The organism is Acidimicrobiales bacterium (assembly GCA_041394265.1).
In the GTDB taxonomy this organism is placed as follows: Bacteria; Actinomycetota; Acidimicrobiia; order Acidimicrobiales; family SZUA-35; genus JBBQUN01.
In genome coordinates this window covers 2,339,974-2,365,587 of the sequence record JAWKIO010000005.1, presented here as the reverse complement: position 1 = coordinate 2,365,587, position 25,614 = coordinate 2,339,974, and the positions used below count along the sequence as shown (strand labels likewise).

The 25,614-nt window shown below is 67.0% G+C and carries 24 protein-coding genes and 1 tRNA gene; 9 read left to right on the top strand and 16 right to left on the bottom strand.

The genetic code is table 11. The annotated features are described in order from the left end of the window. The first annotated feature begins 211 nt into the window (after positions 1 to 211). The 3 genes from R2733_11630 to R2733_11620 all read left to right on the top strand — a co-directional run bounded on the left by R2733_11630 (position 212) and on the right by R2733_11620 (position 4,289). Positions 212 to 1,144, top strand: a complete 933-nt coding sequence (locus R2733_11630; GenBank protein ID MEZ5377148.1) for a hypothetical protein — start codon at positions 212 to 214, stop codon at positions 1,142 to 1,144. A gap of 88 nt (positions 1,145 to 1,232) precedes the next feature. Further along, a complete protein-coding gene (locus tag R2733_11625; GenBank protein MEZ5377147.1) occupies positions 1,233 to 3,521 on the top strand; it encodes a DEAD/DEAH box helicase in 2,289 nt (762 codons plus the stop codon). A gap of 66 nt (positions 3,522 to 3,587) precedes the next feature. Further along, positions 3,588 to 4,289, top strand: coding sequence for a CDP-alcohol phosphatidyltransferase family protein (locus tag R2733_11620; GenBank protein ID MEZ5377146.1), 702 nt, complete (start codon positions 3,588 to 3,590; stop codon positions 4,287 to 4,289). Between the two features lie 5 nt (positions 4,290 to 4,294). Here the strand turns inward: R2733_11620 and R2733_11615 are convergent, their stop codons facing one another. The 7 genes from R2733_11615 to R2733_11585 all read right to left on the bottom strand — a co-directional run bounded on the left by R2733_11615 (position 4,295) and on the right by R2733_11585 (position 8,988). Continuing rightward, positions 4,295 to 5,203: an aminoglycoside phosphotransferase family protein gene (locus tag R2733_11615; protein MEZ5377145.1), complete on the bottom strand. Its 909-nt coding sequence runs from the start codon at positions 5,201 to 5,203 to the stop codon at positions 4,295 to 4,297. A 54-nt stretch (positions 5,204 to 5,257) separates the two neighbouring features. Beyond that, complete coding sequence (locus R2733_11610) at positions 5,258 to 5,632, bottom strand: TadE/TadG family type IV pilus assembly protein (protein MEZ5377144.1); 375 nt, start codon at positions 5,630 to 5,632, stop codon at positions 5,258 to 5,260. Further along, a complete protein-coding gene (locus R2733_11605; protein MEZ5377143.1) occupies positions 5,632 to 5,835 on the bottom strand; it encodes a DUF4244 domain-containing protein in 204 nt (67 codons plus the stop codon). The genes R2733_11610 and R2733_11605 overlap by 1 nt, the downstream gene beginning before the upstream one ends. A gap of 66 nt (positions 5,836 to 5,901) precedes the next feature. After that, positions 5,902 to 6,486, bottom strand: a complete 585-nt coding sequence (locus R2733_11600) for a type II secretion system F family protein (protein ID MEZ5377142.1) — start codon at positions 6,484 to 6,486, stop codon at positions 5,902 to 5,904. Beyond that, entirely contained in the window at positions 6,483 to 7,253 is a 771-nt protein-coding gene (locus tag R2733_11595) for a type II secretion system F family protein (protein ID MEZ5377141.1), read from the bottom strand. Before R2733_11595 ends, R2733_11600 begins: the two co-directional genes overlap by 4 nt. Beyond that, positions 7,250 to 8,326: an ATPase, T2SS/T4P/T4SS family gene (locus tag R2733_11590; protein ID MEZ5377140.1), complete on the bottom strand. Its 1,077-nt coding sequence runs from the start codon at positions 8,324 to 8,326 to the stop codon at positions 7,250 to 7,252. Before R2733_11590 ends, R2733_11595 begins: the two co-directional genes overlap by 4 nt. Then, complete coding sequence (locus tag R2733_11585) at positions 8,326 to 8,988, bottom strand: hypothetical protein (GenBank protein ID MEZ5377139.1); 663 nt, start codon at positions 8,986 to 8,988, stop codon at positions 8,326 to 8,328. The genes R2733_11590 and R2733_11585 overlap by 1 nt, the downstream gene beginning before the upstream one ends. A 75-nt stretch (positions 8,989 to 9,063) precedes the next feature. On the opposite strand from R2733_11585, the gene R2733_11580 reads away from it, so the two are divergent. Both R2733_11580 and R2733_11575 read left to right on the top strand, forming a co-directional pair. After that, a tRNA-Sec gene (locus R2733_11580) sits at positions 9,064 to 9,159 on the top strand. 134 nt (positions 9,160 to 9,293) lie between these two features. Next, entirely contained in the window at positions 9,294 to 10,034 is a 741-nt protein-coding gene (locus R2733_11575; protein MEZ5377138.1) for a GNAT family N-acetyltransferase, read from the top strand. Between the two features lie 67 nt (positions 10,035 to 10,101). Here the strand turns inward: R2733_11575 and R2733_11570 are convergent, their stop codons facing one another. Next, on the bottom strand, positions 10,102 to 11,436 hold the full coding sequence (locus R2733_11570) for a hypothetical protein (GenBank protein MEZ5377137.1): 1,335 nt from the start codon (positions 11,434 to 11,436) through the stop codon (positions 10,102 to 10,104). Between the two features lie 244 nt (positions 11,437 to 11,680). Here R2733_11570 and R2733_11565 point away from each other — a divergent pair, with 244 nt between their 5' ends. After that, positions 11,681 to 12,427, top strand: coding sequence for an alpha/beta fold hydrolase (locus tag R2733_11565; protein ID MEZ5377136.1), 747 nt, complete (start codon positions 11,681 to 11,683; stop codon positions 12,425 to 12,427). Between the two features lie 21 nt (positions 12,428 to 12,448). Here the strand turns inward: R2733_11565 and R2733_11560 are convergent, their stop codons facing one another. The 5 genes from R2733_11560 to R2733_11540 all read right to left on the bottom strand — a co-directional run bounded on the left by R2733_11560 (position 12,449) and on the right by R2733_11540 (position 18,545). Beyond that, positions 12,449 to 13,384: a sigma-70 family RNA polymerase sigma factor gene (locus R2733_11560; protein ID MEZ5377135.1), complete on the bottom strand. Its 936-nt coding sequence runs from the start codon at positions 13,382 to 13,384 to the stop codon at positions 12,449 to 12,451. A gap of 390 nt (positions 13,385 to 13,774) precedes the next feature. Next, on the bottom strand, positions 13,775 to 14,413 hold the full coding sequence (locus tag R2733_11555; GenBank protein MEZ5377134.1) for a hypothetical protein: 639 nt from the start codon (positions 14,411 to 14,413) through the stop codon (positions 13,775 to 13,777). A gap of 75 nt (positions 14,414 to 14,488) precedes the next feature. Continuing rightward, positions 14,489 to 15,724: a D-alanyl-D-alanine carboxypeptidase family protein gene (locus tag R2733_11550; GenBank protein ID MEZ5377133.1), complete on the bottom strand. Its 1,236-nt coding sequence runs from the start codon at positions 15,722 to 15,724 to the stop codon at positions 14,489 to 14,491. A gap of 111 nt (positions 15,725 to 15,835) precedes the next feature. Further along, a complete protein-coding gene (locus tag R2733_11545; protein MEZ5377132.1) occupies positions 15,836 to 17,551 on the bottom strand; it encodes an NAD+ synthase in 1,716 nt (571 codons plus the stop codon). A gap of 181 nt (positions 17,552 to 17,732) precedes the next feature. Then, positions 17,733 to 18,545 carry a hypothetical protein gene (locus R2733_11540; protein ID MEZ5377131.1) on the bottom strand — a complete coding sequence of 271 codons (813 nt, stop codon included), beginning with the start codon at positions 18,543 to 18,545 and terminating at the stop codon, positions 17,733 to 17,735. A gap of 168 nt (positions 18,546 to 18,713) precedes the next feature. Here R2733_11540 and R2733_11535 point away from each other — a divergent pair, with 168 nt between their 5' ends. Next, complete coding sequence (locus tag R2733_11535; protein MEZ5377130.1) at positions 18,714 to 19,040, top strand: YdhR family protein; 327 nt, start codon at positions 18,714 to 18,716, stop codon at positions 19,038 to 19,040. A 194-nt stretch (positions 19,041 to 19,234) separates the two neighbouring features. Here the strand turns inward: R2733_11535 and glnII are convergent, their stop codons facing one another. Further along, positions 19,235 to 20,251: a glutamine synthetase GlnII gene (gene glnII, locus R2733_11530; protein ID MEZ5377129.1), complete on the bottom strand. Its 1,017-nt coding sequence runs from the start codon at positions 20,249 to 20,251 to the stop codon at positions 19,235 to 19,237. A gap of 156 nt (positions 20,252 to 20,407) precedes the next feature. On the opposite strand from glnII, the gene R2733_11525 reads away from it, so the two are divergent. After that, positions 20,408 to 21,739 carry a glutamine synthetase family protein gene (locus R2733_11525; GenBank protein ID MEZ5377128.1) on the top strand — a complete coding sequence of 444 codons (1,332 nt, stop codon included), beginning with the start codon at positions 20,408 to 20,410 and terminating at the stop codon, positions 21,737 to 21,739. Between the two features lie 5 nt (positions 21,740 to 21,744). After that, positions 21,745 to 22,425: a response regulator transcription factor gene (locus R2733_11520; GenBank protein MEZ5377127.1), complete on the top strand. Its 681-nt coding sequence runs from the start codon at positions 21,745 to 21,747 to the stop codon at positions 22,423 to 22,425. A 14-nt stretch (positions 22,426 to 22,439) separates the two neighbouring features. Here the strand turns inward: R2733_11520 and R2733_11515 are convergent, their stop codons facing one another. Further along, positions 22,440 to 24,242 carry an AMP-dependent synthetase/ligase gene (locus R2733_11515; protein MEZ5377126.1) on the bottom strand — a complete coding sequence of 601 codons (1,803 nt, stop codon included), beginning with the start codon at positions 24,240 to 24,242 and terminating at the stop codon, positions 22,440 to 22,442. Positions 24,243 to 24,338: 96 nt separating this feature from the next. Beyond that, positions 24,339 to 25,589, bottom strand: coding sequence for a serine--tRNA ligase (gene serS, locus R2733_11510; GenBank protein ID MEZ5377125.1), 1,251 nt, complete (start codon positions 25,587 to 25,589; stop codon positions 24,339 to 24,341). Positions 25,590 to 25,614: the final 25 nt, after the last annotated feature.

Genomic DNA, 25,614 nt, shown 5'->3' with positions numbered 1-25,614 from the left:
CGCGACGACGAGACACCGCAGCCTGCCCGTTGTCCCCGGCGGGGAACCTGTCCATGTCACCGACGGGGAACCCACCCCCTTGTGGCTGTCCGAGGGCGTGGCTACGGTGAGGCGTCTCGGAGCTCTCGAGCCCCTTCGCACCCCGGTACCGCCAGTGCGGGCCGACCGACCGTCCGGCGATGGCCGCGGTCCCTTCTCGAAGGACACATCGATGAGCTCCACCGACTCCCATTTCCCGACCCGATCGTCCGGATCCATTCCTGCCTGGGCCGGGGCGTTTCGCGACCCAGCCACGGCACGCCACTTCGTCAGTGTTGTTGCCGACGTCATCGAGCAGCGGTGGGGCGACACCGCATCGTTCGATCTCGACGACGGACGGCTCACGTTGGCCGACCGGCGCACGATCGACTTCGCCAACACGGCCCACGAGCTCGTGGGCTTCGACGAGCCCTACTGGCGCCAGTATCTGTTCCTGATGCTCTCGGACTACGAGGCCTTCGATCCGCAGGCCCTCGATCGCGAGCTCCGCTCGTGGACCCAGATCCGGAGCCGCCTGCGGGTCCGCCTGTTCCCCACCACCACGCCCGAGGTCATGGGCGACCGCGAGCTGATCCGTCGACCGGTGAGTGACCACCTCAGCTTCATCATCGCTGCAGATTCCGACCTTGGCTGTGTCCCGGTTCCCGCCGACGTCACCGACGAGTGGGGCAAACCACTCGAGCAGGCGTGGCGGGCGGCGATCAAGAACACCCGGGTTCGCGCCTCGTTCCATGTGGCCGTGGCGAACACCCCCACGGCGAACTTCATCATGCTCGACGGCGACCTCTACACCACCGGTGCAGCCCGCGACCTCGACCGGTTCCTCCCCGGCGTCATCGGTCCCCACGGCGCCCTCGTAGCGGCTCCGACCAGTCGGTCGTTGTTCGTCCAGCCCATCGAGCATCCCGACCACGTCGCCGACGACGCGATGGGGCTCGCCGTCGCTGCCGCCACCTTCATGCAGATCGAGCCGAGCCCGCTCAGCAACGATGTGCTGTGGTATCGAGGTGTCGACGAACTCGTCGGCGCACTCGACATTGGTCCCGGTCACCGCATCCGCAATGTGGCACCCGAGCCGATGGCCAGCTGGCTCGGCCCCGACTGACCTGCGCTGCTCCCCCGGGCGGCGTGGCGCGTCGGCCGCCTGTCATCGCCCGGCACTACGCTCGGTTGACGATGACGGAGCCGCTGCGTTGACCGCGATCGACACCGGGGCAGCCACTGCTGCAGCGTTGCTCGACGCGCTCGATGCCACCGGCCGCCTGGTCCACGTCGAGACCCTGCCGGAGCGGTTGCCAACCGTGGCCGCACTGGCTCGGCCGCTCCCCGGCGCCATCGCCCATTTGGAACCGGTCGGTGGCCTGTGGCGGCACCAGGTGCAAGCGATCGACCTCCTCCGCGACCGGCAGTCGGTCGTCATCGCCACGCCGACGGCATCGGGCAAGTCGCGCTGCTATCAGATCCCGATCGCCGAGTCGGTCGTCACCGGCCTTCGGGCCGGCACCTCGCTCCTGCTGTATCCCACCAAGGCCCTGGCCCAAGACCAGCTCCGAGCGTTCGGCGACCTCGAGGTGCCGGGACTGGCGGCCATGGCCTACGACGGCGACGCCACTCGCGCCGAGCGCACCTGGGCGCGCGACCACGCCAACGTGGTGCTGACCAACCCGGAAATGCTGCACCACGCCCTCCTGCCACACCACCAGAAGTGGGCGGCCTTCTTCCGGCGCCTCGACTACGTGGTGATCGACGAACTGCACGTGTTGCGGGGCGTGTTCGGCAGCAACGTCGCGCATCTGTTGCGTCGCCTACGGCGAGTGTGCGAACTCCACGGGTCATCGCCGACCTTCGTCTTCTGCTCGGCCACCATCGGCGAACCCGACACCCTGGCATCGCAACTCTGCGGCCATCCCGTCACCGCGGTGACCGACGACGCCTCCCCCGCCGGTACCCGCCATGTTGCGCTCGTCCAACCGGCGACCATCGACGCCGACAAGGGCATCCGGCAGTCGCCCGCCACCGAGGCGATCAGCGTTCTGAGCGAACTGACCATGAACGGGCAACGCACCATGTGCTTCTGCCCGAGTCGGGCGATGACCGAGCGAGTCGCCGCTGGGGTCACTCGGGCGTTGCCAGCACCGCTCGCCGACACCGTGCGGGCCTACCGGTCCGGGTATCTGGCGTCGGAGCGTCGCGAGATCGAAGACGACGTCGCCAGCGGCAAGGTCCGAACCATCGTCACCACCAGCGCGCTCGAGCTCGGGGTCGACATCGGTGGTCTCGACGCCACCGTGCTGTGCGGGTTCCCGGGCACCATCGCCTCGCTCTGGCAACAGATCGGGCGGGCCGGTCGCTCGCAACAGGAATCGGTCGCGGTGGTCATCGCCGGCGACGATCAGCTCGACCAGTGGTTCGTCCATCACCCGAAGGATCTCTTCGAGCGAGCGCCGGAACCGGCCGTGATCAACGCCGCCAACACGATCATCGCCGATCCCCACCTGGCGTGCGCCGCCTACGAGTTCCCGCTCACCTGGCGCGATGACCAGTGGTGGCCCGACCTCGACGACGCGGTCCGCCGACTCGTGCAGGCCGACGACCTCAGTATTCGACCGGGCCGGCAGCGGATTCCGCGTGCCGTCTGGGGCGGACGTGGGATGCCGTTCCATCGAGTCGGTCTCCGTTCGGGATCGAGCGGCGAGGTCGCCATCGTCGACCGTGACGACACCCTGATCGGCACCGTCGAACTCGACCGGGCGAGCACACGAGTGCACCCCGGCGCCGTCTATCTCCACCGGGGTCAGGCCTTCCGGGTCGAGGCGCTCGATCTCGTCGCTCGCCGAGCAATCGTCTCCCCCGACGACGGGCGCCACTACACCCAGACCCGCACGTCGATCGACATCGACGTCACGGCGGTCCGCCAGAGCAAAGCCGTCGGGCGCTCACAGCTCCACCTCGGCAACGTGAAAGTCACCACCCAGGTGACCGGCTATCACCTCTTCGAGCAGGGCACTGCGTCGGCGATCGAGAAGCACGATCTCGACCTGCCGCCGCAGGAGCTGCTGACCACGGCCGTTTGGTACGAGTGGACGCCAAAGGTGGCCAAGCTGGCCGGCATCCCCGAACGTCTCCTGCCGGGCGCACTCCATGCCGCAGAACACACCGCCATCGGGATCCTGCCGCTGTTCGCGATCTGCGACCGCTGGGACGTCGGCGGCGTGTCGATCGCGGCGGCCGGGCACAGCGGGCTGCCGACGGTCTTCATCTACGACGGGTTCGCCGGCGGTGCCGGCGTCGCCGAGCTGGCGTTCGACGCCTCCGATCGACACCTCGCCGCCACGATCGACGTCCTCGACCAGTGCCCTTGCGACGCCGGTTGCCCGTCCTGTGTGCAGTCCCCCAAGTGCGGCAACGGCAACGAGTTGCTCGACAAACACGCTGCGCTTGCCTTGCTCCACACGACCATCGGATTCGACGAGCCATTCTGAACCGAAGCGACGAGGTCATGTCCGGCGTGGATCGGCCGATGGACCTCCATGGAGGCGGCAACCGACGTGACCCCCGAACCAGCGACGACGACATCCCCGGCCTTTGCCGGTGACAAGAAGAAGGGCCAGTCGATTCTCGGCCCCGCCGAGCGGCGATTCATCGACTGGGCGATCCCGAAGGTCCCGTCACCGATCCTCAGCCACCACCTCACGGCACTCACCGCACTGTGGTCGGTCGCAACGGTGGTGTTCGGCTACCTTGCCCGCCGCGACCTGGCCTGGCTCCACGGCGTGTCGGTGATGGTGTTCCTCCAGTGGCTGACCGATTCTCTCGACGGCAGTCTCGGCAAGTACCGCAAGCAGGGACTGGTGAAGTGGGGCTTCTTCGCCGATCACATCCTCGACCTGATCTTCGCCGGCAGCATCGTGATCGCCTACTCGTTCCTCGTCGACGCGTGGTGGCTCGAGTTCTTGTTCCTCGTGCTGCTGCTGGTGACCACCGCAACGATGGCCGTATCGTTCCTGTCTTTTGCGGCGACGAATCAATTCCAGATCGCGTACTACGGCATCGGACCCACCGAGATCAGGATCGGCTACATCGTGCTCGACACCTTCGTGGTGTTCGCCGGCACCGCGATCTTCAGCTGGGGTGTGCCAGCGGTCGTTGCGTTGAACCTGGCCGCCTTCGCGGTGCTGGTCGCCCAGACCAGTCGGCAGCTCTGGGCGATCGACTACGAGGCGAACGTCGACAACCAGCCTCGGCCCTGACGCCATCACTCAGAGAACCGAAGGGCCGCAACCGCGTCCGCAGCGAGCAGCATCTGCGACCCGATCGGTTCCTCGTCGATACTGCGCAGTAGCAGCCCGGTCGACACTCGTTCGGCCAACCCCCAATCCCAGATCGCGCCGCCATCGACGCCGGTGCGAGCCGCGAGCCATCGAGCCCGATCGAGCGGATCGCCCTGGAGCAGCTCGACCGGGTCCTCCCGCAGCAAGACCCCGAGGTCATACGCCGGCTCGGCCGATAGTCCATCGGGATCGACCAGCTTGAACCCACCGTCCGATCCGAGCAGCGCGTTCCACTGATGGATGTCGCCATGCACCAGGACCGATCGCTCATCATCATGCGCGGCAATGCGACGCTCGAGGGCGGCGAGCGCCGCGTCGATCGCCGCCGTGGTGCACGGACAGTCGAGCGATTCCCACGTCGAGGTGATGAACTCGGCGAGCCATGCTGCCTTCTCAGCGCCAGTGGGGAGTCCGAGATCGGGCACCGGTCGCCACAGTCGCATCCCGGCGTCGCTCATGATCGCATGGCGCTCGGCGATCGGCAGACCGAACTCGTGCAACGTCGGCCCGAGACGTTCGAGGAGCAGGGCCCCTCGCTCGAGGTCGTGCTGGAGCAGCGCCGCGCAGCCGTTGCCGTCGGCGTGGACGAGCACGGCGATCTCGTTGCGGGCGGCGTCGTCACCGCGGGGCACGATCAGCTTCAAGACCGCCGATCGACCGCTCTCGGTCGTCGCCTCGAGCACGAGGGCCTCGGATGCGTCCTGGTAGACCTTCCCGGTGGTAATCGACCAGCTGCGCTCGACGTCGTGCACCAGATCGGCGAGTCCGTCGAGCCAGTCGGATGCACCGACAAGCTCGGCCTTGGCCTGCACGGCCTTCGGTACGGCGATCACCGTGGCATCCCAGCACAATGGCGCGGAGTCGGCACGTCGAGCTGCCTCGCTCGATCACTCGACGCGCATGGTCACCGCAGCGTGGAGTTCGATGTCGCCGACGAACCGGCCGACGAGCGGCACGTTGGTCGGTGAGCGGTAGGTCACCGTGGCCGTCGTGCGATCGCCTCGGCCGTTACCTCCGGTGAGGCGACTCGACAGGCGCCCGGCATCAAGTCCTCCAGCGGCCAACGCCGCACGGCGGGCGACCGCAGGGTCAGGCTCGACCGCAGCAGCGCGCGCTGCTTCGCGGGCCGCATGGTGCACGAGCAGCGCGTCCTTGCCGACGAGTGCCGCCTGCAGGACGACCAGTGCGAACAGGACGACGAGGGGAAGGACCAACGCGAACTCGACGACGGCCTGCCCCCGTTGGCCCTTCCCCGTTGCCATCAGCCCACCTGACCGATCACCGAGTTGAGCACGGCATCGAGCAGGCGCCCGATCTTGCCCGTGCCGACGGCCCAGGCCAGCGCGAGGCCGGCAACGGCAGCAGCGCCCAGGATGACCAGCGCGTACTCCGCGGTGGCCTGCCCGAGCTGCCGGGATCGCCGGGTGGCCGACGATGGCGTGGACAGCGCGTGGAACATGAACATGAGAACACCTCTCGTTGTTTGGTTGGAGCGGCAGGGCAACCTGCGAGACGAACGGGGGTGGCGCGGTCACAGACGCTGGAGCGACACCACCAGGAGCGGCACGACCGCACCGACCACGACGGCGGGCAACGAACACAACACGAGCGGCAGCAGCAACTGGACCGGGAGCTGGCGAGCTGCCAGCTCGTTGCGATGACGCCGGGCGGCGACTGCCTCATCGGAGAGGCGGAGGAGGAGCGACGCGAGCGGTGCGCCTTCTCGGTCGGCTTGGGCCAAGGCAACGAGGAGCGGTCGGTACTCGGCTCCCAGCGCGGTCATCGACCGCTGCATGGCGTCGGAGAAGGTGCCGCCTGCGGCCAGGTGGTCGACAGCAGCCGTGAAGCCGGCACGGACCGGTGCAGGCCCCTCGGCCGCGATGAGGCGGATCGATCCGAGCGGCGTGTCGCCGGACGAGATGGCTATCGAGATGAGGTCGACGACGTCGGGGAGGGCGTGAGCGACCCGGCGGCGGCGTCCACGTTCGGTCATCGTGGGTCGTCCTCGCCACACGATGCCCACTGCAGCGACGGCAATCGGGACCAGTGGCCACCACACGACGCCGGCAACGAAGGCGAGACCGGCAACGGCCAGCGGCCGGGGATGCCGGCTCATCGCTGCACCGCTCGGTCGATCCACCACCAGCTGGCGGCGCTCAGGAGTCCGGCCACGGCAAGGCATCCAGCGCCGGTCCAGCTGCGCAGATAGAGCTGGGCGGCGGCGGGTTCGATGGCAGCGACGACGGCGGCGAACACGACCGGCAGCAGCGTCAGAAGATCGGCTGATGCCGTCGCCTGACCAGCGTGGGCTGCCGCGTCGTCACGAGCCGCAACCCCTGCCCGCAACGTTTCGCCGACTCGATCGAGCGAGAGGGCAACGGGACCGCCGTTGGCCAGCATCAGTCGCAGCGAGGTCGCCAACAGCGCGAGCGAAGGGAGGCCAACCACGTCGGCACGCCGAAGCGCTGCTCCGAGATTCGCGCCGGCAGCGTGGGCCCGCCGGCAGGCATCGAGCCGGGCGCCGAGACCGTGCCCGGCGTCGGCCCCGTGGTCGATATCGGCGAGCAGCGACGAGACCGCTGCGGCAAGCGATCGGCCGCTGCGAAGCTGCTGAGCGAGGCGATCGATCACCTCGATCACCGACCGATCGAGGAGCCGCTGGTTCCGACGCATCGCCCGCTGGGTTCGCGCCTGCCTCATGGCGAACAACGCCGGCGGGAGAACGACGACGAGGAGCGGACTCCCGAGACCCATACCTGCCACCACGCTCGAGATACTCGCCGCGGTCCAGGCGTCGACCCGATGGCTCTGGTGGCGCGCTCGCCCGGCCGGCGCCCGGTCGGTCGACAATCGTGCCCGCACGATCGAGCGGTACCGCATCATCGGGTCGCCCTCCACACGGTCGTCGGCTCGAGTGGTGAGGCAGGCACGATCCGGGCGACCTCCGCGATGCCCCGGCGGGCGCCGAAACGCTCGATGTGGACGACGTAGTCGATCGTCTCCGCCAGGATCTCGGAGATGGCAGCGTCCGACACGCTCGCGTCGGCGAGTGAGGCCAGGAGCAACAGCCGCCGTAGCGCACCCGCTGGGCCATTGGCGTGGACCGTCGTGAACGAGCCGCGGTGGCCCGTGGTGAGGGCCATCAACAGATCGAGGCATTCGAGCGATCGCGTCTCTCCGAGGATGAGGCGATCGGGCCGCATCCGCAGTGCATTCTTGACGAGGTCGCGGATCGTCACCTCGCCCACGCCTTCGGCATTTGCGGTGCGGGCTTCGAGTCGGACCAGATGACGGCGACCGAGCTGGAGCTCGGCAGTGTCCTCGATCGTGATGATGCGCTCATCCGAGCCGATCGATTGCGCCAGGGCATTGAGCAACGTCGTCTTGCCGGCGCCGGTGCCGCCACTGATCACGATGGTCTTGCGTTGTTCGACGGCCGAGCGCAATGGCTGCACGACAGCCTCGGGACCAAAGGCGTCGAGGCCGATGGCGGTGGCGGCGAATCGCCTGATCGTGATCGTGGGACCATCGACCGCCAACGGAGGCACCACCACATTGACCCGACTCCCATCGGCGAGGCGAGCATCGGCCATCGGATGCAGTCGGTCGACCCGCAAGCCCAGTGGGTCGAGGATCCGGGAGATCACGAGCCAGATCTCTGCCTCGCTGAGGCGCAGATCGGTGGCTTCCAGTTGCCCGCGACGTTCGACCCAGACCGGGCCGGGTCCGTTCACCATGACCTCGGCGACATCGGGGGCAGCAAGGAGTTGCTCGAGCGAACCGAAGCCACGAGCGCGGGCCATGGCTCGCTCGACCGTGTCGGTCAGCAACGCGAGGTCGGCGGTCGGCCACTCGCGGCGGATGGCGTCGACGAGGTCGCCGGACTGAGCCGACGGTGAGTCCGTCAACAGTTCGATCAGGTGCCCTTCGATGGCGATCACGTCGTCGGGATGCATCAGAAGACGGCGAGCCGGCGGAGGGTGCCCGGCATCCTACGCACCAGCAGTCCGGCGTCGACGGCGCGGAAGATCTGCGGCTCGTACGGGATCGTGGCAACCACGGGGGCACCGAGCACCGACTCGACATCGGCCGTTGTGAGGGCTCGATGCGGCTCGGCGATCACGACCACGTCGTCGGGTGCTGGTCGGTGCCGAGCCTTGCTCAACGCCACGTAGCACTGCCGCGTCACCAATACCGACCTCGTGGCTTGCTCGACGATCGGCAACAGGCGCTGGTGATGGCCGACATCGACGACCACTCGGCGGTGGTCCGATCGCAGCAGCGTTGCCAGCAAGCCCAATCGCTCATGTGGCAGATCGGCCGGACCGGACCCCGACCCGAGCACGGTGAGCTGCTCGGTGACTCGGGTCTCGAACGAGCGGAGCGCATCAGGGGCCGGGTCGACCGAACGCCCCCACTGGTCGAGGGCGTGCTCACGCGGCGCACCACCGGACGAGCCGAGCACTTCGCCCATGTCGCCGGCGAGGTCGACGAGCAGCACCGGTTCGTGCTCGGACAGCAGAAGGGCGACGGCAGCGGCGGTCACCGAGCAGCCGGCTCCACCCTTGGCGGAAGAGAAACACAGCATGACGACCTCACACGGGTCGGACGACGTCAACCGGGGACGGTGAGCCGCTACGAGCATGCGGGCGAGATCGTCGCCGACGGACGTTGCTCCGGTAGGGTGCGGAGCGGAGGTGTCCGAGTACCTGGTGGGCTCCCCCGCCTTCAAAGCGGGTGTGCGATGTGATCCATCGTAGGCGGGTTCGATTCCCGTCCACCTCCGCCATCAACGCCACGGCGGGGACACCGTGTCGGGAAGCGGAACTCGATCGCCACGAACACTACCGGGACGATCGACACATCCGACGACGCAGGCGGAAACACAAGGTCAGCAAGCCAAGCGTCGTCCATACTCCGTGGATGCCGGTACCGGACCTCAGCACCTCACAGCTGGAACACCTGAGCGATCGTTCGATGCCGGGGCGAGAACGGACATGGGTCGACGGCTGGGTGTGCCGCGCCGCCGACGGCGTCACGAGTCGGGCGAACTGCTGCACGCCGCTCGGCCCGATCGGTGATTCGATTTCGGCGACCGTCGATGCGGTCGACTCGTGGTATCGAGGCCGTGACCTTCCCACCGTGTTCCAGCTCTGGGAGGGTGCCGACTTCGCCATCACGACCGAACTCGATCGTCGGGGCTACACGACGATCGAGGGAGCAGAGGTCATGGCGCGCACGCTGCACGACGCTCCGACTGCGCCCGCCAGCGGCCACCGGATCGAGCTCGATGACGGTCTCGAACGACGCCTTGCTGTCGAAGACGACGCCGATCGACTGGCCGAGCTGGCCCTGTCACCGCTCACCAAAATCGTCGCCGGATGTTGGGACGGCTCGAGGCTGCGTTGCAGCGGCGTCGGTGTCCTCGATGGCGCCGCCCTCGGGGTGTTCGCCATGTCGACGGCCCCCGCCGATCGACGCCAGGGACTCGCGTCGTCGATCCTCGCCGCACTGCTGGGCGAGGCCGTGGCGCGTGATCTCGACGTTGCGTGGCTGCAGGTTGCGCCGTCGAACACGGGCGCCAAGCAGCTGTACGAGCGGTTCGGCTTCGCCACGGCGCATGCCTACCACTACCGCGCAGCGCCACCGCTCGGGCTGAGCTAGCCAGGGAGGGCACCGCCGCCGGGGCCCATGGGATCTCGAGCGATTCGGGGCACGACGCCCCGGCGCATCAGCAGGCCGAGAGAGCGTCGCTCACGTTGGAGGGGGAGGTGGACCCGGGGGCCACGCCGGCAACGAGATTCTTGAAACCGGTGGCCGGCGCCCAGCCGCCCGCCGCCGCGCCGCTCCCGATGCGATACCACCAGCCGTTGCCTCCGGGCGTCGGCGAGTCGGTGAAGACCTTGCACTCGATGACCACGATCTGACCACCGGGGATCCGGCCGAGCTTCGGGTCGATCGCCGGCCATGCGGTGTAGGTGTCGACACCGCCCTCGACCGCCTCCAGCGCCACGAGCACGGGGGCCGGAGGCAACGGGACCGTGAGATCGGGGTCTTCCTCGGTAGTGGTCACCTTCTTCGGCCCGGTCGTCGTGGTGGTGGACGGCGCGGTCGTCGGTGCCGGTGTGGTGGGAGCTGCCGTGCTCGGCACGGTGGTCGTGGTCGCACGGGTGGTCGGCGGCCTCGTCGTGGTCGGCGCAGCGGTGGTGGAGGTGGTCGATTCGATGCTCGGACCCGCCGGTTCGGGCAGTTCGGACACGATCAGGAGTGCAGCGGGCACCACGCCTGCGCGTTGTTGGCTGGCGACATTCCGAGCCCGCTCGACCAACTCGGCGACCATCGGGACGACGTCGGCCAGCGAGGCACGATCGGCTGCGGTTGCCGCGTCGCCCAGGGCGTCGAACACGCACTCGAAGTAGTCGTGTAGCCCAGCCTCGAGCGGTGCTCCGAGGTCGGCGTCGGCGACGGCGTCGACCTCACATCCATCGGCGAGGTCGGACGCCCAGTCGAAGGTACTGTCGAGCCCGAGTACACCCATCAGCTCGTTCGTTGCTTCGATGATCGCCCAGCGTTCGCCGAACTCGAGCGACAGATCTTGTTCGTCCCACTCGCCGGCCGCTGCGGTCAGCGTCGCCGAGGCGCCCGGACGCACCAGCGCACCGGTGGCGCCACGGAGCGGCACGACACCGTCGGGATCATCGCTGCCGACGACCCACCCGGCCGACGCGTCCGGATAGTCGATGCTGAGCGGACCACTCGCATTGTTCACGATCCGCAGCACGAGCTCATCGTTGGCCGTTCGGTCTGCGCACACCAACAACGGGCCAGACGACGACGGCTTCAGCGATTCGGCAGCCACCCACACCGGCGCTTCACCGCACGTGGGTGCAGGGGCGTCGCCGCTGGTGATGGTGTTGTACCAAGCGACGAAGGTCTGGGTGAGGCCGTCGGCCGTGGCCGCATCGTCGGTGGTGGACGCCGACGTCGGGGTCGAGGTGGTGGTGCCATCGAGGGCTTCGTCGCTACCGCTCGTGCAACCGGCCGCGACGATTCCGATGGCAACCAACGCGGCTGAGCATCGACGTCGCGTTCCTCGCTTGCTACGCATGCAGTCTCCTGGGTGAGGCAAGGCCGGTGGGCCCGGTCTCAGCTTTCGGTCGTGTCGTCTCCGCTATGAGACCGTGTCGTGCCAAGAACCTAGTCGGCGAAGCGCTGCTTGATGAACCACCGACGACCGTCGGCCCTGGTGACAACGGCGCCGCCGCTCCTCGACGGGCGAGATGACGGCGACGGCTGCGTAGAGTGGGGCGATGACCGACATCATGCCCGGCGCCGAACCGATGAGCGTCAACGGAGGCCCTACCGGAGTCCTCGCCATCCACGGCTTCACCGGATCCCCGCAGTCGATGCGCCCGATCGCGTCGGCGATGGCGGCCGCCGGGCACTCCGTGGAGCTCCCGCTGCTCCCCGGGCACGGCACGACCGTCGACGACATGCTCGCCACTGGTTGGTCCGACTGGACCGCCGCGGTCGATGCCGCCTACCGAGATCTGGCTGCTCGCACCGAGCGGGTGGTGGTCACCGGATTGTCGATGGGAGGGGCGCTCACGCTCTGGCTGGCCACCCAGCACCCGGAGATCGCAGCGATCATCCCCATCAACGCCGCCGGCAAGGCTGATCCCGACCTCATGGAGGGCCTGCAGGCCTTCATCGATTCCGGCGCCACCGTGATCGACGCCATCGGTGGCGACATCGCGAAGGACGGTGTGGTCGAGGTCGCCTACGACCAGACGCCCCTGGCACCGCTGCTCAGTCTGCAGCAGGGAATCCTCGACATGTCCGGCGAGTTCTCGAAGATCGCCATGCCGACGCTGCTCATCACCAGTCGGAACGACCACGTGGTCTCGCCGGACACGAGCGACTTCATCGCCGAGCAGATCGGGTCAGATCCCGAACGTCTGTGGCTCGACGACAGCTTCCACGTCGCAACGCTCGATCATGATGCCCAGCGGATCATCGACGCAGTGGCGTCGATGATCGCCGATCTGGACGTCTGATCGTTCGGTCGACCAGGGGGGTCAGACCGCGAGGAGGTCGCGGGCCCCGGTATCGGAACTCGGATGCCGGAGCTTCGACATGGCCCGGGCCTCGATCTGGCGAATCCGCTCACGAGTGAGGTTGAAGTACTCCCCCACCTCTTCGAGGGTGCGGGGCTCACCTCGGTCGAGTCCGAAGCGAAGCTTGAGGATCTCGCGTTCGCGCTCGTCGAGCGGTGCGAGGAGCCGGGAGATCTCTTCAGGCAACAGTGCGGTGGCCGCCACCTCGAAGGGTGAGTCGGCGGAGCGATCTTCCACCACGTCGCCGAGTTCGGCGTCGCCGTCTTCCCGCAAGGGCTCGGAGAGCGACAGGGGCTCGGCAGCGAACCGCAGTGCCTCGGTGACCTTCTCTTCGCTCATCTCGACTTCGGCTGCGAGTTCGGTGAGCGTGGCCGGCCGGCCGTACTTCAGCTCGAGGCGGGCGCGTGCCTTCTGGAGACGGGCGAGGGTGTCGCCGGCGTGCACGGGCAGACGGATGGTGCGACCAGTGTTCGCGATACCTCGGGTGATGGCTTGGCGGATCCACCAGGTGGCGTAGGTCGAGAACTTGAAGCCCTTGCGCCAGTCGAACTTCTCGACGGCGTGCATCAGGCCCAGGTTGCCCTCTTGGATCAGGTCGAGCAGCGGGAGTCCGGAGGCCTGGTACTTCTTGGCGATCGAGACGACGAGGCGAAGGTTCGACTGCACGAAGGTGCGTTCGGCCTCGCGTCCCTTGCGAATGGCGCGGTTGAGCTCACGTTTGCGAGTGGGAGCGACGGCCGGGTCGGCCTCGAGCGCTTCGGCAGCCTCTTTGCCCGCCTCGATGGCCTGGGCAAGACGAACTTCGTCTTCCTTGGTGAGCAGCGGATACTGCCCGATATCGGTGAGGTACAGACGGACGAGATCTTCCTCGTCTCGTTCTACTCGCTCCTTGGCCAAGGATCCCAACCTCTCGTCTCTGCCGGCGCCGAGTGCAAAACCCGCCATATCAGAGGGTATCGACTACCGGCAACAGTTGTGGTATCGCATCGTATCGAAGCCGAAGTGGCGCCGATCGGTGATGCGCATTGTTGATCTGGCTTGTTGATTCGGCGTCTCGAGGAGTGCACTTGAGCAACGAGCAGCTCGTACTCTCGGGCCACAGACGAGACGTCGGTCACGTTCGCGCTCTCGCCAGCTTGGCAGATGAATGCCGATTTCCCACTGGGTGAACCCACATCCGGGAGGTTCGACTCAACCAACCTCGTTGTCGAACCAGTGCGCGGCCACCACCGAACACCAGCACCCTTCAGGAAGGAGTTCGCTGGTCACCGGCGTCCGGCGCCCGGGTCAGGGGCCGAACGAGCTCACCGACCCAGCGCCGGTGACCCCGCCGGCTGCCAGCATCATTTTCTCGAGCTCGGCCTGACGCTCCAGGGCCCGGTCGACGTCGCCGGGGCCGTGGATCAGCGACTGGATCATCATCTCGCCGTCGCGCCACTCCTCGAGGTCGTCGGCCAGCGCAAAGTCGAGCGCTCGGATCGTCGGGGCGTCGGTGATACTCGCGGTGTTGTTGCGGTGGAACGTGTACGCCGCGATCAGGTGTGGCAACAGGACCCGATACATCCCGACCAACTTCGTGAGCGTGTCACTGGCTCGCTCATTGTCGCCGAGCGCATCCATGAAGGCCTCGATCGCAGGATTGGCCGGCAGTGTCAGGCGAGTCGGATCCATCTCGCGCAACTGGGGCAACCGCTTGTGCCACAACTCGGCATGAAAGGCGTGGTGGTAGCAATGGGTCCCGAGCCGCAGCTTCAGATCGGGCTCGGGGACCGAACCCACCCAGCCGCCGAGCAGCTCGAAGATACGCATCTCGACCCACTTGTAGTTCCCGACGCGACGAGCGGTCTCTTCGACCGAGAACCGCCCGGGCATCTCGTTGCGGTCCCAGGGCGCACGCGCCGGACGTGACGTCGAAGACTCTGCCATTGCTCACCTTTCGATCTGGACCCGCCGAACGTAGCCGAACCAACGGCGCTCGCCGATCTCGAGGCACGCACCGGATCAGCGACCGTTCGTACTCCAGTGCCACGGCTCGGAGGGAAGGTTGTAGAAGCCATAGCTCGCGGCGTTCGCCGCCAACCACTGATACGCAGGACTGGAGCGGCTGCTGATGATGCGCCCGCCGTAGGTGAAGTCGATCGCACGGCCCTGCTCGTGCATCGAGGTGCCGGGCCGAGCCGTCGGTGGGCGACAGCTGCTGGACGGCATCTCATAGATCGCGTAGTTCGAGGTTCCACAGTTGTTGCGGCGCACCGCGATCTGCCCCGAGGGATCTCGGTAGCCACCACCGCTCAGTTCGATCCCTGCGGCCGACGCGGCCGACAGCATGGACTCGACATTGCCCGCGATCGATCGGTGCACCTGGATGCCCCAAACGCTCACGATGTCACCCGATCCGACGGTTCCACCACCGCCACCGCCACCCCCCGAGGGAGCACGGGGAGCAGCCGCTGCGGCCTCGGCCGCCCGCTTCTTCGCCAGTTCGGCCGCGAGGCGGTCGACCTCGGCCTGCTCCTTGGCCGCCAACTGGGAGTCGAGCTGCTGGATCGATGCCAGCTCGGACAGCTCGTGATCGAGTCGGTCCTCGGCTTCGGCTGTCAATGCCGCCTGGGCGTCACGCGCCTCGGCGAGCACGCCGAGCTCTTCGGCCATCTGGTTGCGCAGAGCCTCGGCCTCGGCGGTGGCGTCGGCGGCAAGCGCCCGTTCGACCACCAGGTCTTCCTCGGCCGCCCGCAACTGCTCCTCGACATCGACCTCGCCCTGGGTGACGTCGTGCACCAGGGTCTGCATTCGGACGGCCTGGCTGATGTCGTCGGAGTCGAGCAGGGTGGAGTCGGTGTCGCCTTGCGACATGAACGAGTTGATTGCCCGCCCTGCCAGTTGCTCCCGCAGCCGGGCGATCTCTTGTTCCTTGTCGATCACGGCCTGCTCGGACTCGGCGAGGCGCGCCTCTGCGTCGGCCAGGCTCCGCTCGGCATCGGCGACCCGGTTCTCCTGCGCCGTCACGTTGGCCTGCACTGCCGCCAACGCGGCAGTGAGTTCGTCGACCTCGGCCTCGACGGCGTTCACCTGCTGCGCCTGCGCTGCCTTCTCGGCCTGGGCTTGACGACGTTGCTCGCGGATCGACTCGAGCTCGCCCGAGGTCTGGGCCTGCGACGGCGCCGAGATCGACGCCAAGGCAAGGGCCATCACCACCATCGCAGCGCGGCGGACCGATGAGAACTTCGTACGTGGCATCGTTCTGACCACCGTACTCGGCGATGGACAACACCGGAAGCGCGCGGGCAGTGCTCCCTACTCACGCAGGCGTGAGGTGCTCGCTACTCACGCAAGCGTGAGGCGCTCTCGCTACCCCCGGTAGCGATTCGTGATCGGCACCCGCCGATCACGGCCGAACGCCTTCGGTGAGATCCGGATCCCCGGGGGGCTCTGCCGCCGCTTGTACTCCGCGATGTCGACCAGGCGCGTGATCCGGTTCACGATCGCAGCATCGTGACCACGCTCGATCAGCTCCTTCGCCGTCAGATCGTCTTCGACGTAGCCGGCGAGAATGGCGTCGAGTACGTCGTAGGGCGGCAGGCTCTGATCGTCGCGTTGGTCGGGTCGCAGCTCGGCCGACGGAGGCTTCTCGATCACGTTGTTCGGGATGATCTCCCGACCGGCGGACTCGTTGCGCCAACGCGCCAGCTCGTAGAGCCGAGTCTTGAACACGTCCTTGATCACGGCGAAGCCACCGGCGGTGTCGCCATAGAGCGTGGAATACCCGACCCCGACCTCGCTCTTGTTGCCCGTGGTGAGGATCAGCCAGCCGAGCTTGTTCGACAACCCCATCATCAGCACGCCGCGAATACGGGACTGCAAGTTTTCCTCGGTGGTGTCCAGCGGACGATCCCCGAAGGATGGCGCCAACATCTCGAGCAGCGCGGCATGCGCCGGCTCGATGGCGATCGTGCGGTAGTCGACCCCGAGTGCCTCGCACATCGCGACGGAGTCCGACACCGAGTGATCGCTCGAGAACCGTGACGGCATGAGGACGGCGTGGACCCGATCGGCACCGACCGCTTCCACTGCGATGGCGACGACCATCGACGAATCGATGCCGCCGGACAGGGCGACCCCGACCTCGGTGAAGCCGTTCTTCACCACGTAGTCGCGAGTGCCGAGCACGAGCGCCTGCCACACCTCGGTGTTGTCATCGAGCAGATCGATCATCGGCGGTAACAGCGGTGGGCCGTCGAGGGGCTCGTGCTTCGAGAGCTCGACGACGGGGAGCGCCGGCACTGGCAGCTCCTGGCCTCGAGGATCGAGCCGCCGCTTGCGATAGGTCGGGATGACCTCGATGTCGCAGACCAGCACCTGCTCGTCGAATTGGGCGCCCCGAGCGATGAGATGGCCCTCGTGGTCGAACACCACCGAGCCGCCGTCGAAGACGAGCTCGTCCTGCCCGCCGACCTGATTGACATACACCAGGGCGCACGAGCTGTCGGCCGCCCGGCTGCTCATCAGCACGTCTCGTTCGAGTGCCTTGCCGGCGTGATACGGGCTGCCGTTGGGAACGAGCATGACTTCGGCTCCGCCGGCGGCCTGCTCGTGCATCGGGCCGGTGGGGCTCCAGATGTCCTCACAGATGGCGATGCCGACCTTCACCCCCTTGATCTCGACCAGCTGATACGGGTCGGTGCCGGGGGTGAAGTAGCGACGCTCGTCGAAGACGCTGTAGTTCGGCAGGAGTCGCTTGTGATAGCTCAACACCTTCCGGCCATCAGCGCACAGCACGGCCGTGTTGAAGATGTCGCGACCGCCCTCGACCGTGCCGATCAACGCGGCGCATGAGCCGGTGCGGGCCGCCACCCGGGCCACGGCGGCCTCACAGGCCGCCACGAATCCGGGCTTGAGGACCAGGTCCTCGGGCGGGTAGCCGCACACCGACAGTTCGGGGAAGACGGCAACATCGGCGCCGGCCTGCTCAGCGTCATCGAGACAGTCGATGATGCGAGCGACGTTGCCGTCGATGTCTCCCATCACCGCATTGATCTGGCACACCGCAACCCGCAACCTACGCATGGGCCGAAGTGTAGGAGGCGGCAGCCACACCGACCGCAGCCAGGGCGAAGACCCTCAGAGGCAGCTCGGATGGGCGAGACGTCGCACTGCGATTCGCCTCCTTCGTCGGCGAAACAACCAGACTGGGTTTCTGGGTCGGTCCACGTCAAGGGCTCCTTCGTCGCCCTATCCGCGCACCTCCTCAGTCGCCGGGAGGCGGGCCGTCGAGGTGGGCCTGTACCCGCTCGGCGATCCGAGCCTGGATCTCGGCCGCTTTCTCGGCGTCGATCTTGCCGTCGGCGACAGCATCGGCCAAACGCTCCTCCGCTGCCGCCGTCAACGCTGCGGCCAACTCGTCGGCGCCGACACCCTGGGCAGCCGCGGCCTCGGCGAGGGTGCTGCCGCCGTCGATCGCGTCGTGCAGGGCATCGGGGTCGAGCCCGAGCTCATCGAACACCGGCGCACCGAGCAGGCGCTGCTCCATCCGAGGATGCGCATCGAGCCGGCGGCCCTCGCCCGGCGTCGGGCGTTCCTCGGGTGTGCGCTGCACCATCTCGGCGATGCGCTCCTCGAGACCATCGCTCATGTCGGCGGCCCGATCGGCATCGAGTCGGCCCTCGGCGACCGCTGCGTCGAGGCGGGAGGTCGCCTCATCGACGAGCGCCGCCACCAGCTCGGCCTCGCTCACACCCTGCGCCGCTGCCGTTTCGGCCAGCGTCTGACCGGCGTCGCGGGCCTCTCGCAGCTCGGCGGGCGTCATGTCGAGAAGTTCGGCCAGGAACTCGGGTCCGCCGGCCAGACCGGGACGACGAGCGTGGTCGCCGCCTGGTCGAGGGGGACGCTCGCTCGTCGCCTCGACGGTGGACGTGGGGGTCGAGTCGTCCTGGGCACCGGCCATTCCGATCGGCGAGAACACGGCGCCGATGGCGATGCCGCCGGCGAGGAGGGAACCGGCGAACGCCATGCGTCGGCCGCTTCGGGAGATCGGGGTGGAGGGAGAAGAGCTCGTGCTCATGTCAGACCTTTCGTCACTGAGTGGATGTCGATGCACAAAGCTTCGACCCCGAGTGTTAGTGGTCTGTGATGAGCCGACCAGGGCTCGGTGAGCACCGTGCGGAGCGCCGAGTCGTCCCGACCGCCCGACGGAACCGATGCGTGAGCCACGAGTGCTAGAACGATGGCCATGATCGTCACCGTGGTCCGCTTCCAACTCACCGAGCCCGTCAGCCTCGACGACGCTCGCGACCAGTTCGGTAGCAACGCTGCGTCCTACCTCGACGTACCCGGTCTGCTGTTCAAGGCCTACCTGCGCGGCGAGAACGGCGAAACGGCCGGCGGCGCCTACTGGTGGGCCGACCGGGCGAGTGCCGAGGCCAAGTTCAATGCCGACTGGCTGGCCGGCGTGACCGCCAAGTACGGAGCACCGCCGAGCATCGAGTACTTCGACGCTCCCGTCATCGTCGACGCCCAGCACGGCGTGATCCGTACCGAACCACCGCTCCTGGCCTGAAGACGGCGATCTGAAAACGGCGATCGCCGGGACCCGAAGGCCCCGGCGATCACGCGGGCGAGCTGACGATCACTCTGCGAGTGCTGTCACACCATCACTCTGCGAGTGCTGTCACACCATCACTCTGCGAGTGCTGTCACACCATCACTCTGCGAGTGCTGTCACACCATCACTCTGCGAGTGCTGTCACACCATCACTCTGCGAGTGCTGCGCACACGGTGTTGGTCATCAGCGTGGCCAACACGTAGGGGTCGGCATTGGCGTTCGGGCGACGGTCCTCGATGTAGCCCTTCTGGTCGCGAGCAACCTGCCACGGGATACGGATCGAGGCACCACGATCGGACACGCCGTAGCTGAAGGTGTCGTAGCGCTGGGTCTCATGAGCCCCGGTGAGACGATCTTCGATACCGGGGCCGTAGCCGGCAATGTGCTCCTCGGGCTTGCCGGGGGCGCCGAGCGCCTCGCAGGCAGTGATGATGGCGTCGTAGTTCTCGCGCATCTTGTTGGTCGAGAAGTTGGTGTGCATGCCGGCGCCGTTCCAGTCGCCCTTCATCGGCTTGGCATCGATGCTGACTTCCATGCCGTGCTTCTCGGCGATGCGGAACAACAGGTAGCGGGCCATCCACATGTGGTCACCCACGGCAACGGTGTCGGCCGGGCCGATCTGGAACTCCCACTGGCCGGGCATGACCTCGGCGTTGGTGCCCGAGATGGCGAGACCGGCGGCGATGCACGCCGTGGTGTGCTCCTCGACGAGGTCGCGACCGTGGATCTTCACGAAGCCCACACCGCAGTAGTAGGGGCCCTGCGGCGCCGGGAAGCCCGTGGGAGGGAAACCGGCCGGCCAGCCGGTGTAGCCGTCGAGAAGGGTGTACTCCTGCTCGAGACCGAACCACGGTTCCTGGTCGCCGTACTTCTCCATGGCCGCAACGGCGCCGGCACGGGTGTTGGTGGGGTGCGGCGACAGGTCGGCGGTGAGGAGGGTCTCGCAGAGGACGAGGATGTCGTCGCCACCGCGGATGGGATCAGGGCACTGGAAGACGGGGCTCAGCACCACGTCGGAGTTGTCACCGGTTGCCTGATTGGTGCTGGAGCCATCGAAGCCCCAGATGCCCGGCTCGTCGCCATCGGCGAGGATCTTGGTCTTGCTGCGGACCTCTGCGTACGGCTCGCTGCCGTCGATCCAGATGTATTCAGCCCTGTATGCCACGTTGGTGTCTCCAACTTCTCGAGTTGTCTTGGTTGACCGGAGTCGCCACCCAGTAAAGGCCAGACCAACTGAATCGCCAATGTTTGGATTGTGAACGCACTGTGAACCAGCGAGACAAGGGTGACTCTGTCGGATCCGGCTGCTATCTCTTTCACTGTGGAACGACAGCATGAGTACGTCCTACGGGCCGTCGAGGAACGCAACGTCAAACTGATCCGTCTGTGGTTCACCGACGTCCTGGGTCAGCTGAAGTCGGTCGCGATCTCGCCCATCGAACTCGAGAACGCGCTCGAGGAGGGCCTGCACTTCGACGGCTCGGCCATCGACGGTTTCAGCCGGGTGCAGGAGTCCGACGTCCTGGCCAAGCCCGACCCCAGCACCTTCGAACTCCTGCCGTGGGCCGACGGCGGCTCGACCGGCCGGATGTTCTGCAACATCTTCAACCACGACGGCAAGCCGTTCGAAGGCGATCCACGCCACGTGTTGCGCCGCAACCTCGCCACGGTGCGAGACGCCGGTTTCGAACTGATGGCCGCACCCGAGATGGAGTTCTTCTACTTCGCCGACGGTGATCCGACCGGCCCGCCGACGGCGCTCGACTCGGGCGGCTACTTCGACCTCACCACGAGCGACGTCGCCTCCGACCTCCGCCGCCAGACCATCTCGGTCCTCGAGCAGATGGGCATCCCGGTCGAGTATTCGTTCCACGAGGACTCGCCCTCGCAGCACGAGATCGATCTTCGCTACACCGGCGCCTCCGAGATGGCCGACCAGATCATGACCTTCCGACTGGTCGTTCGAGAGCTTGCGCTCGAGCGGGGGCACTACGCCAGCTTCATGCCCAAGCCGGTCGCCGGCGTGCAGGGCTCAGGCATGCACCTCCACTTGTCGCTGTTCGAAAGCGACAACAACGTGTTCCACGACAGCGAGTCGCCCTACCACCTCAGCAAGATCGGCCAACAGTTCACCGCCGGCCTGCTCCACCACGCCCGAGAGATCACGGCGGTCACCAACCAGCTCGTGAACTCCTACAAGCGGCTCGTGGTCGGCTACGAAGCGCCGGTCTGGGTCGGCTGGGCCCGCAACAACCGTTCCGCACTCGTACGAGTGCCGGTCACCCGACCCGACAAGCACAGCTCCACCCGTATCGAGTTCCGCTCGCCCGATCCGGCGTGCAACCCCTACCTCGCGTTCTCGGTCATCGCCGCCGCCGGCCTCAAGGGCATCCAGGAGGGCTACGAGCTTCCGGCCGAAGCCAGCGACAACCTGTTCGAACTCGACCAGCGAAGCGCCAGCAAGCTCGGAATCGCTGCGCTGCCGGCGTCGCTGGCCGAGGCGCTCGACGAGATGGAGCGATCCGAACTCGTGCAGAACGCCCTCGGCGAGCACATCTTCGAGTGGTTCCTCCGCAACAAGCGCGACGAGTGGCGCAGCTACAAGGCGCACGTCAGCCAATGGGAACTCGAGCGCTACCTGCCGCGGTGGTGACACGCATGGCCGAATCGTTCGTCGTTTTCCCGAACCCACCTCCCCCCGACCTGGCCCGCGCCCTCGACCTCGACGGCTATCAGTGGACTGCCGTGTCGTCGTCGAGCGAGCTGTCCGACGTCGAGCCCGACGAGGGCTTCACCGGCGCCATCATCGTCGCCGACGAGCAGGCCGAGGCGGCCTTCTCGTTGTGCCGCGACCTCCGCAAGCGCGATGTCCCGATCGAGCCGCTCCTGCTCCTGGTCTCTGGCAGCCAGCTCGACGAACTGGCGAGCCGCGACGACCACTACGACGACTTCATCATCACCCCGTTCCACCCCCGCGAGCTCGAGGCTCGACTCAAGCACCTGCTGTGGCGGGCGGGGCGCGGCGTTCGACCCGAGCTCGTGGAATACGGACCGATTGCGCTCAACGTCGAGACGTATCAGGCCTCACTCGATGGTCGCCCGCTCGACCTCACCTACATGGAGTACGAACTCCTCCGGTTCCTCACCGCACAACCGGGCAAGGTGTTCACTCGCGAAACCTTGCTCAATCGGGTGTGGGGCTATGAGTACTACGGCGGCGCTCGCACCGTCGACGTGCACGTACGTCGCCTCCGGGCCAAGCTCGGCGAGGAACACGCCAACCTGATCCAGACCATCCGGTCGGTCGGCTACAAGCTCGGCCAGTCCCGTTGGGGCTGAGTGAGGTGCTCCCTCTACTTGGCGTAGAGGGCGTCGATTTCGGCGGCGAAGGTCGACATCACACCACGACGCTTGAGCTTCGACGTCGGGGTGAGCAGGGCCGAGTCGGGCAGCCACTCGTCGGCGAGCACCTTCACCTTCTTCACGGCCTCGGCATTGTTGTACTTGCTCATGGCCTCGGCCAGGCCGGCGTCGATCTCGGCCAGCACGTCGGGATTCTCGGCAAGGGCCGCCATGGAGGCGTCGTCACCGGTCAGCCCGTGGCGGGCGGCCCATGCCGCCGCGGCGTCGGGATCGAGCACCACCAGCGCCGAGACGAACGGCTTCTGATCGCCGATCGCGCAGGCTTGACCCACCAACGGGATCATCTTCAGTGATGCTTCGAGGTTGGCCGGGCTGATGTTCTTGCCGCCGGCGGTGATGATGAGTTCCTTCTTGCGATCGACGATCTTGAGATAGCCGTCATCGTCGATCTCACCGATGTCGCCGGTGTGGAACCAGCCGTCTTCGTCGATCGCCTCGGCCGTCTTCTCGGGGTCGTTGAGGTAGCCGGGGAACACGTGCTTGCCACGAGTCAGCACCTCACCGTCATCGCCGAGTTTCAGCTCGACACCGTCGGCCGCAAAGCCCACATAACCAGGCTTCACCGCGCCGGCCCAGGTCAACGCGGCGGTGGTCTCCGAGAGGCCATACCCCTCGGTGAGCGGCACACCGATCGCCCGGAACCACGCCATGATCTCGGCCGGCAACGGCGCGGCACCGCTGATGGCGATCTTGCATTCGTTCAGACCGACGAGCGGCCGCACCTGGCTGAACGCAACGGCGTCGAGGAAGTTCCAGGTCTCGATCTCCTCATCGGTCGCCGTGCCCCAGGTCATCTTCTCGACGATCGGCAGCGCGGCTTCGACCGCTTCGTTGAAGGGACCGCCCTTCTCCGGGTCGGCCGACAGCACGGCATTGACGCCGGCGTAGATCTTCTCCCAGACCCGAGGGACACCGATCAGGATGTGCGGGCTGGTTTCGGCGGCGTAGGCCGCGATCTTCGAGGTATCGGGGCAACAGATGACCTGGGTCGCCAGGTTGATCATGTAGTAGTGGCCCAGGAGCCGTTCGAAGATGTGGGCCATCGGCAGGTAGGAGATATAGCGCTTGCCGGCAGCCTCGCCGATGTCGGTTTGCTCCTCGAGTTGTCGCTCCATGACACCGAGCGTGAACGTGATGTTCGAATGGGTCAGCATCACACCCTTCGGCGGGCCGGTGGTGCCGGAGGTGTAGATGACCGTCGCCAGGTCGTCGGGCTGACAGGTCGACGCCAGCGGTGCCAGGTCGGTGGGTTCGGAGGCGGCGAGTTCGGCATAGCTCAACCCACCGGTGGCACCGGCGGGGTCGTCGACCACGGCGAGGTGTTCGAGCGTCGGCAGGGCCCCGCGCACCTGGGCGAACCGGTCGAAGAAGGCCGCGTTCTCCACGATGGCGACCTTGGCACCACAGTGACCGACCAGATACTCGATCTGTTCGGGAGCCGAGGAGTTGTAGATCGAAATCGGTGTCGCCCCCAGGAACATCACGGCCAGATCCAGTGCATGGAACTCGGGACGGTTCATCAACATCAAGACGACCCGGTCACCGGCACCGACGCCAAGATTGCGCAGCGCCGTGGTGAGTCGGGCCGTCTCGTCGGCCAATTGCTGCATGGTCCAGCTCGCCCACTCGCCGTCGGCGTCCTTCCAGCGGAGCACCTCGATGTCGGGGTACTCCTCCAACGTCGAGAGGAACCGCAGCGGAAGGTTGTCGAGCGCAGTCTGGTCAGTCGTCATGCCACACAGTGTGGCAAAGAACACGCGGTCAGGCGCATCAACGCTGCGACAACATCCCCTTTCAGGGCGAGTTGCCGACGAGACGGCTGCGACCGGCTACTTCGGCTCGATGACCTCGAGCCCGCAGAACGGCCGGAGCACCTCGGGGACGGCGATGGTGCCGTCATCCTGCTGATGGTTCTCGAAGATCATCAGCATGGTTCGACCAATCGCGCAAGCAGTGCCATTGAGCGTGTGCGCGAACTCGGTGCCTCGGTCGGTCTTCATGCGGGTGCCCATGCGTCGGGCCGAGTAGTCGGTGTAGTTCGAGCACGAGGTCACCTCGCGGTACCGCTGCTCGGACGGGAGCCATGCCTCGATGTCGTACTTCTTGGCGGCGGCCGCTCCGAGGTCGCCGGCCGCCACGGTGATCACACGGTGGGGGATGTCGAGCTCGGTGAAGATCTCCTGCTCGGTCGAGCGGAGGTATTCCAGTTCGTCCCAGGAGGTCGACGGGTCGCTGTAGATGAACATCTCGACCTTGTCGAACTGGTGCACGCGGAACAGGCCCTGGGTGTCCTTGCCGTAGGTACCGGCTTCGCGGCGGAAGCATGAGGAATAGCCGACGTAGCGCTTCGGCAGCTCGCCCTCTTCGAGACGTTCGCCCCGGTGCAGCCCGGCGAGGCCGACCTCGGCGGTGCCAACGAGATAGAGCTCGTCCTTTTCGAGTTCGTAGACCTGGTTGCGATCAGTCGGAAAGAAGCCGGCGTCGATCATCATTTCTTCGCGCACCAACACCGGCGGGATCACCGGGATGAACGACTTGCGGACGAGCTTGTTGAGCACGTACTGCACGAGACCGAACTGGAGGAGGACGGCGTCACCCATCACGTAGGCGAATCGGCTGCCCGACATGCGCACGGCTCGCTCGGTGTCGACCAGACCGAGTCGCTCGCCGATCTCGCCGTGCGACTCTGCGCGTGGCGGTGTCTCGGTACCGAAGGTGGCCTCGACGCGGAAGTCGTCTTCACCACCGGCGGGTACCGACTCGTGGGCCGGGTTCGGGACGGCGAGGGCGAGGGTCTTGACAGCCTCGTCGGCTTCGGCGAGCCGCGCCTCGAGGGCCGCCAGCTCGGATTTCAGGCCGGCGACGGCATCGATCTTCGCCTGACGCTCCTCGGGTTTGGCCCGACCGATCTCCTTCGACGCCGCATTCTGTGTGGCTCGCAGCTCCTCGGTGGCAGAACGAGCGGTGCGGGCCGTCTCGTCGGCGTCGAGCAGGGAGCCGATGGCGTCCTCGGTTGCTCCCTTGCGGACGGCGCCCGCGCGGTAGTCGGCGTCTTCTCTGAGTCGTCGCAGGTCGATCACGCTCGCGACAGTACCGCCGGGACCG

Excerpts from the sequence above, each read along its gene's own strand:
- R2733_11515 (MEZ5377126.1), bottom strand. The coding sequence starts at position 24,242 with ATGACGACTGACCAGACTGCGCTCGACAACCTTCCGCTGCGGTTCCTC.
- R2733_11540 (MEZ5377131.1), bottom strand. The coding sequence starts at position 18,545 with ATGAGCACGAGCTCTTCTCCCTCCACCCCGATCTCCCGAAGCGGCCGA.
- R2733_11565 (MEZ5377136.1), top strand. The coding sequence starts at position 11,681 with ATGACCGACATCATGCCCGGCGCCGAACCGATGAGCGTCAACGGAGGC.
- R2733_11600 (MEZ5377142.1), bottom strand. The coding sequence starts at position 6,486 with ATGAGCCGGCATCCCCGGCCGCTGGCCGTTGCCGGTCTCGCCTTCGTT.
- R2733_11575 (MEZ5377138.1), top strand. The coding sequence starts at position 9,294 with ATGCCGGTACCGGACCTCAGCACCTCACAGCTGGAACACCTGAGCGAT.
- R2733_11610 (MEZ5377144.1), bottom strand. The coding sequence starts at position 5,632 with ATGGCAACGGGGAAGGGCCAACGGGGGCAGGCCGTCGTCGAGTTCGCG.
- R2733_11545 (MEZ5377132.1), bottom strand. The coding sequence starts at position 17,551 with ATGCGTAGGTTGCGGGTTGCGGTGTGCCAGATCAATGCGGTGATGGGA.
- R2733_11535 (MEZ5377130.1), top strand. The coding sequence starts at position 18,714 with ATGATCGTCACCGTGGTCCGCTTCCAACTCACCGAGCCCGTCAGCCTC.
- R2733_11605 (MEZ5377143.1), bottom strand. The coding sequence starts at position 5,835 with ATGTTCATGTTCCACGCGCTGTCCACGCCATCGTCGGCCACCCGGCGA.
- R2733_11555 (MEZ5377134.1), bottom strand. The coding sequence starts at position 14,413 with ATGGCAGAGTCTTCGACGTCACGTCCGGCGCGTGCGCCCTGGGACCGC.
- R2733_11590 (MEZ5377140.1), bottom strand. The coding sequence starts at position 8,326 with ATGCATCCCGACGACGTGATCGCCATCGAAGGGCACCTGATCGAACTG.
- R2733_11630 (MEZ5377148.1), top strand. The coding sequence starts at position 212 with ATGAGCTCCACCGACTCCCATTTCCCGACCCGATCGTCCGGATCCATT.
- R2733_11520 (MEZ5377127.1), top strand. The coding sequence starts at position 21,745 with ATGGCCGAATCGTTCGTCGTTTTCCCGAACCCACCTCCCCCCGACCTG.
- R2733_11550 (MEZ5377133.1), bottom strand. The coding sequence starts at position 15,724 with ATGCCACGTACGAAGTTCTCATCGGTCCGCCGCGCTGCGATGGTGGTG.
- R2733_11595 (MEZ5377141.1), bottom strand. The coding sequence starts at position 7,253 with ATGATGCGGTACCGCTCGATCGTGCGGGCACGATTGTCGACCGACCGG.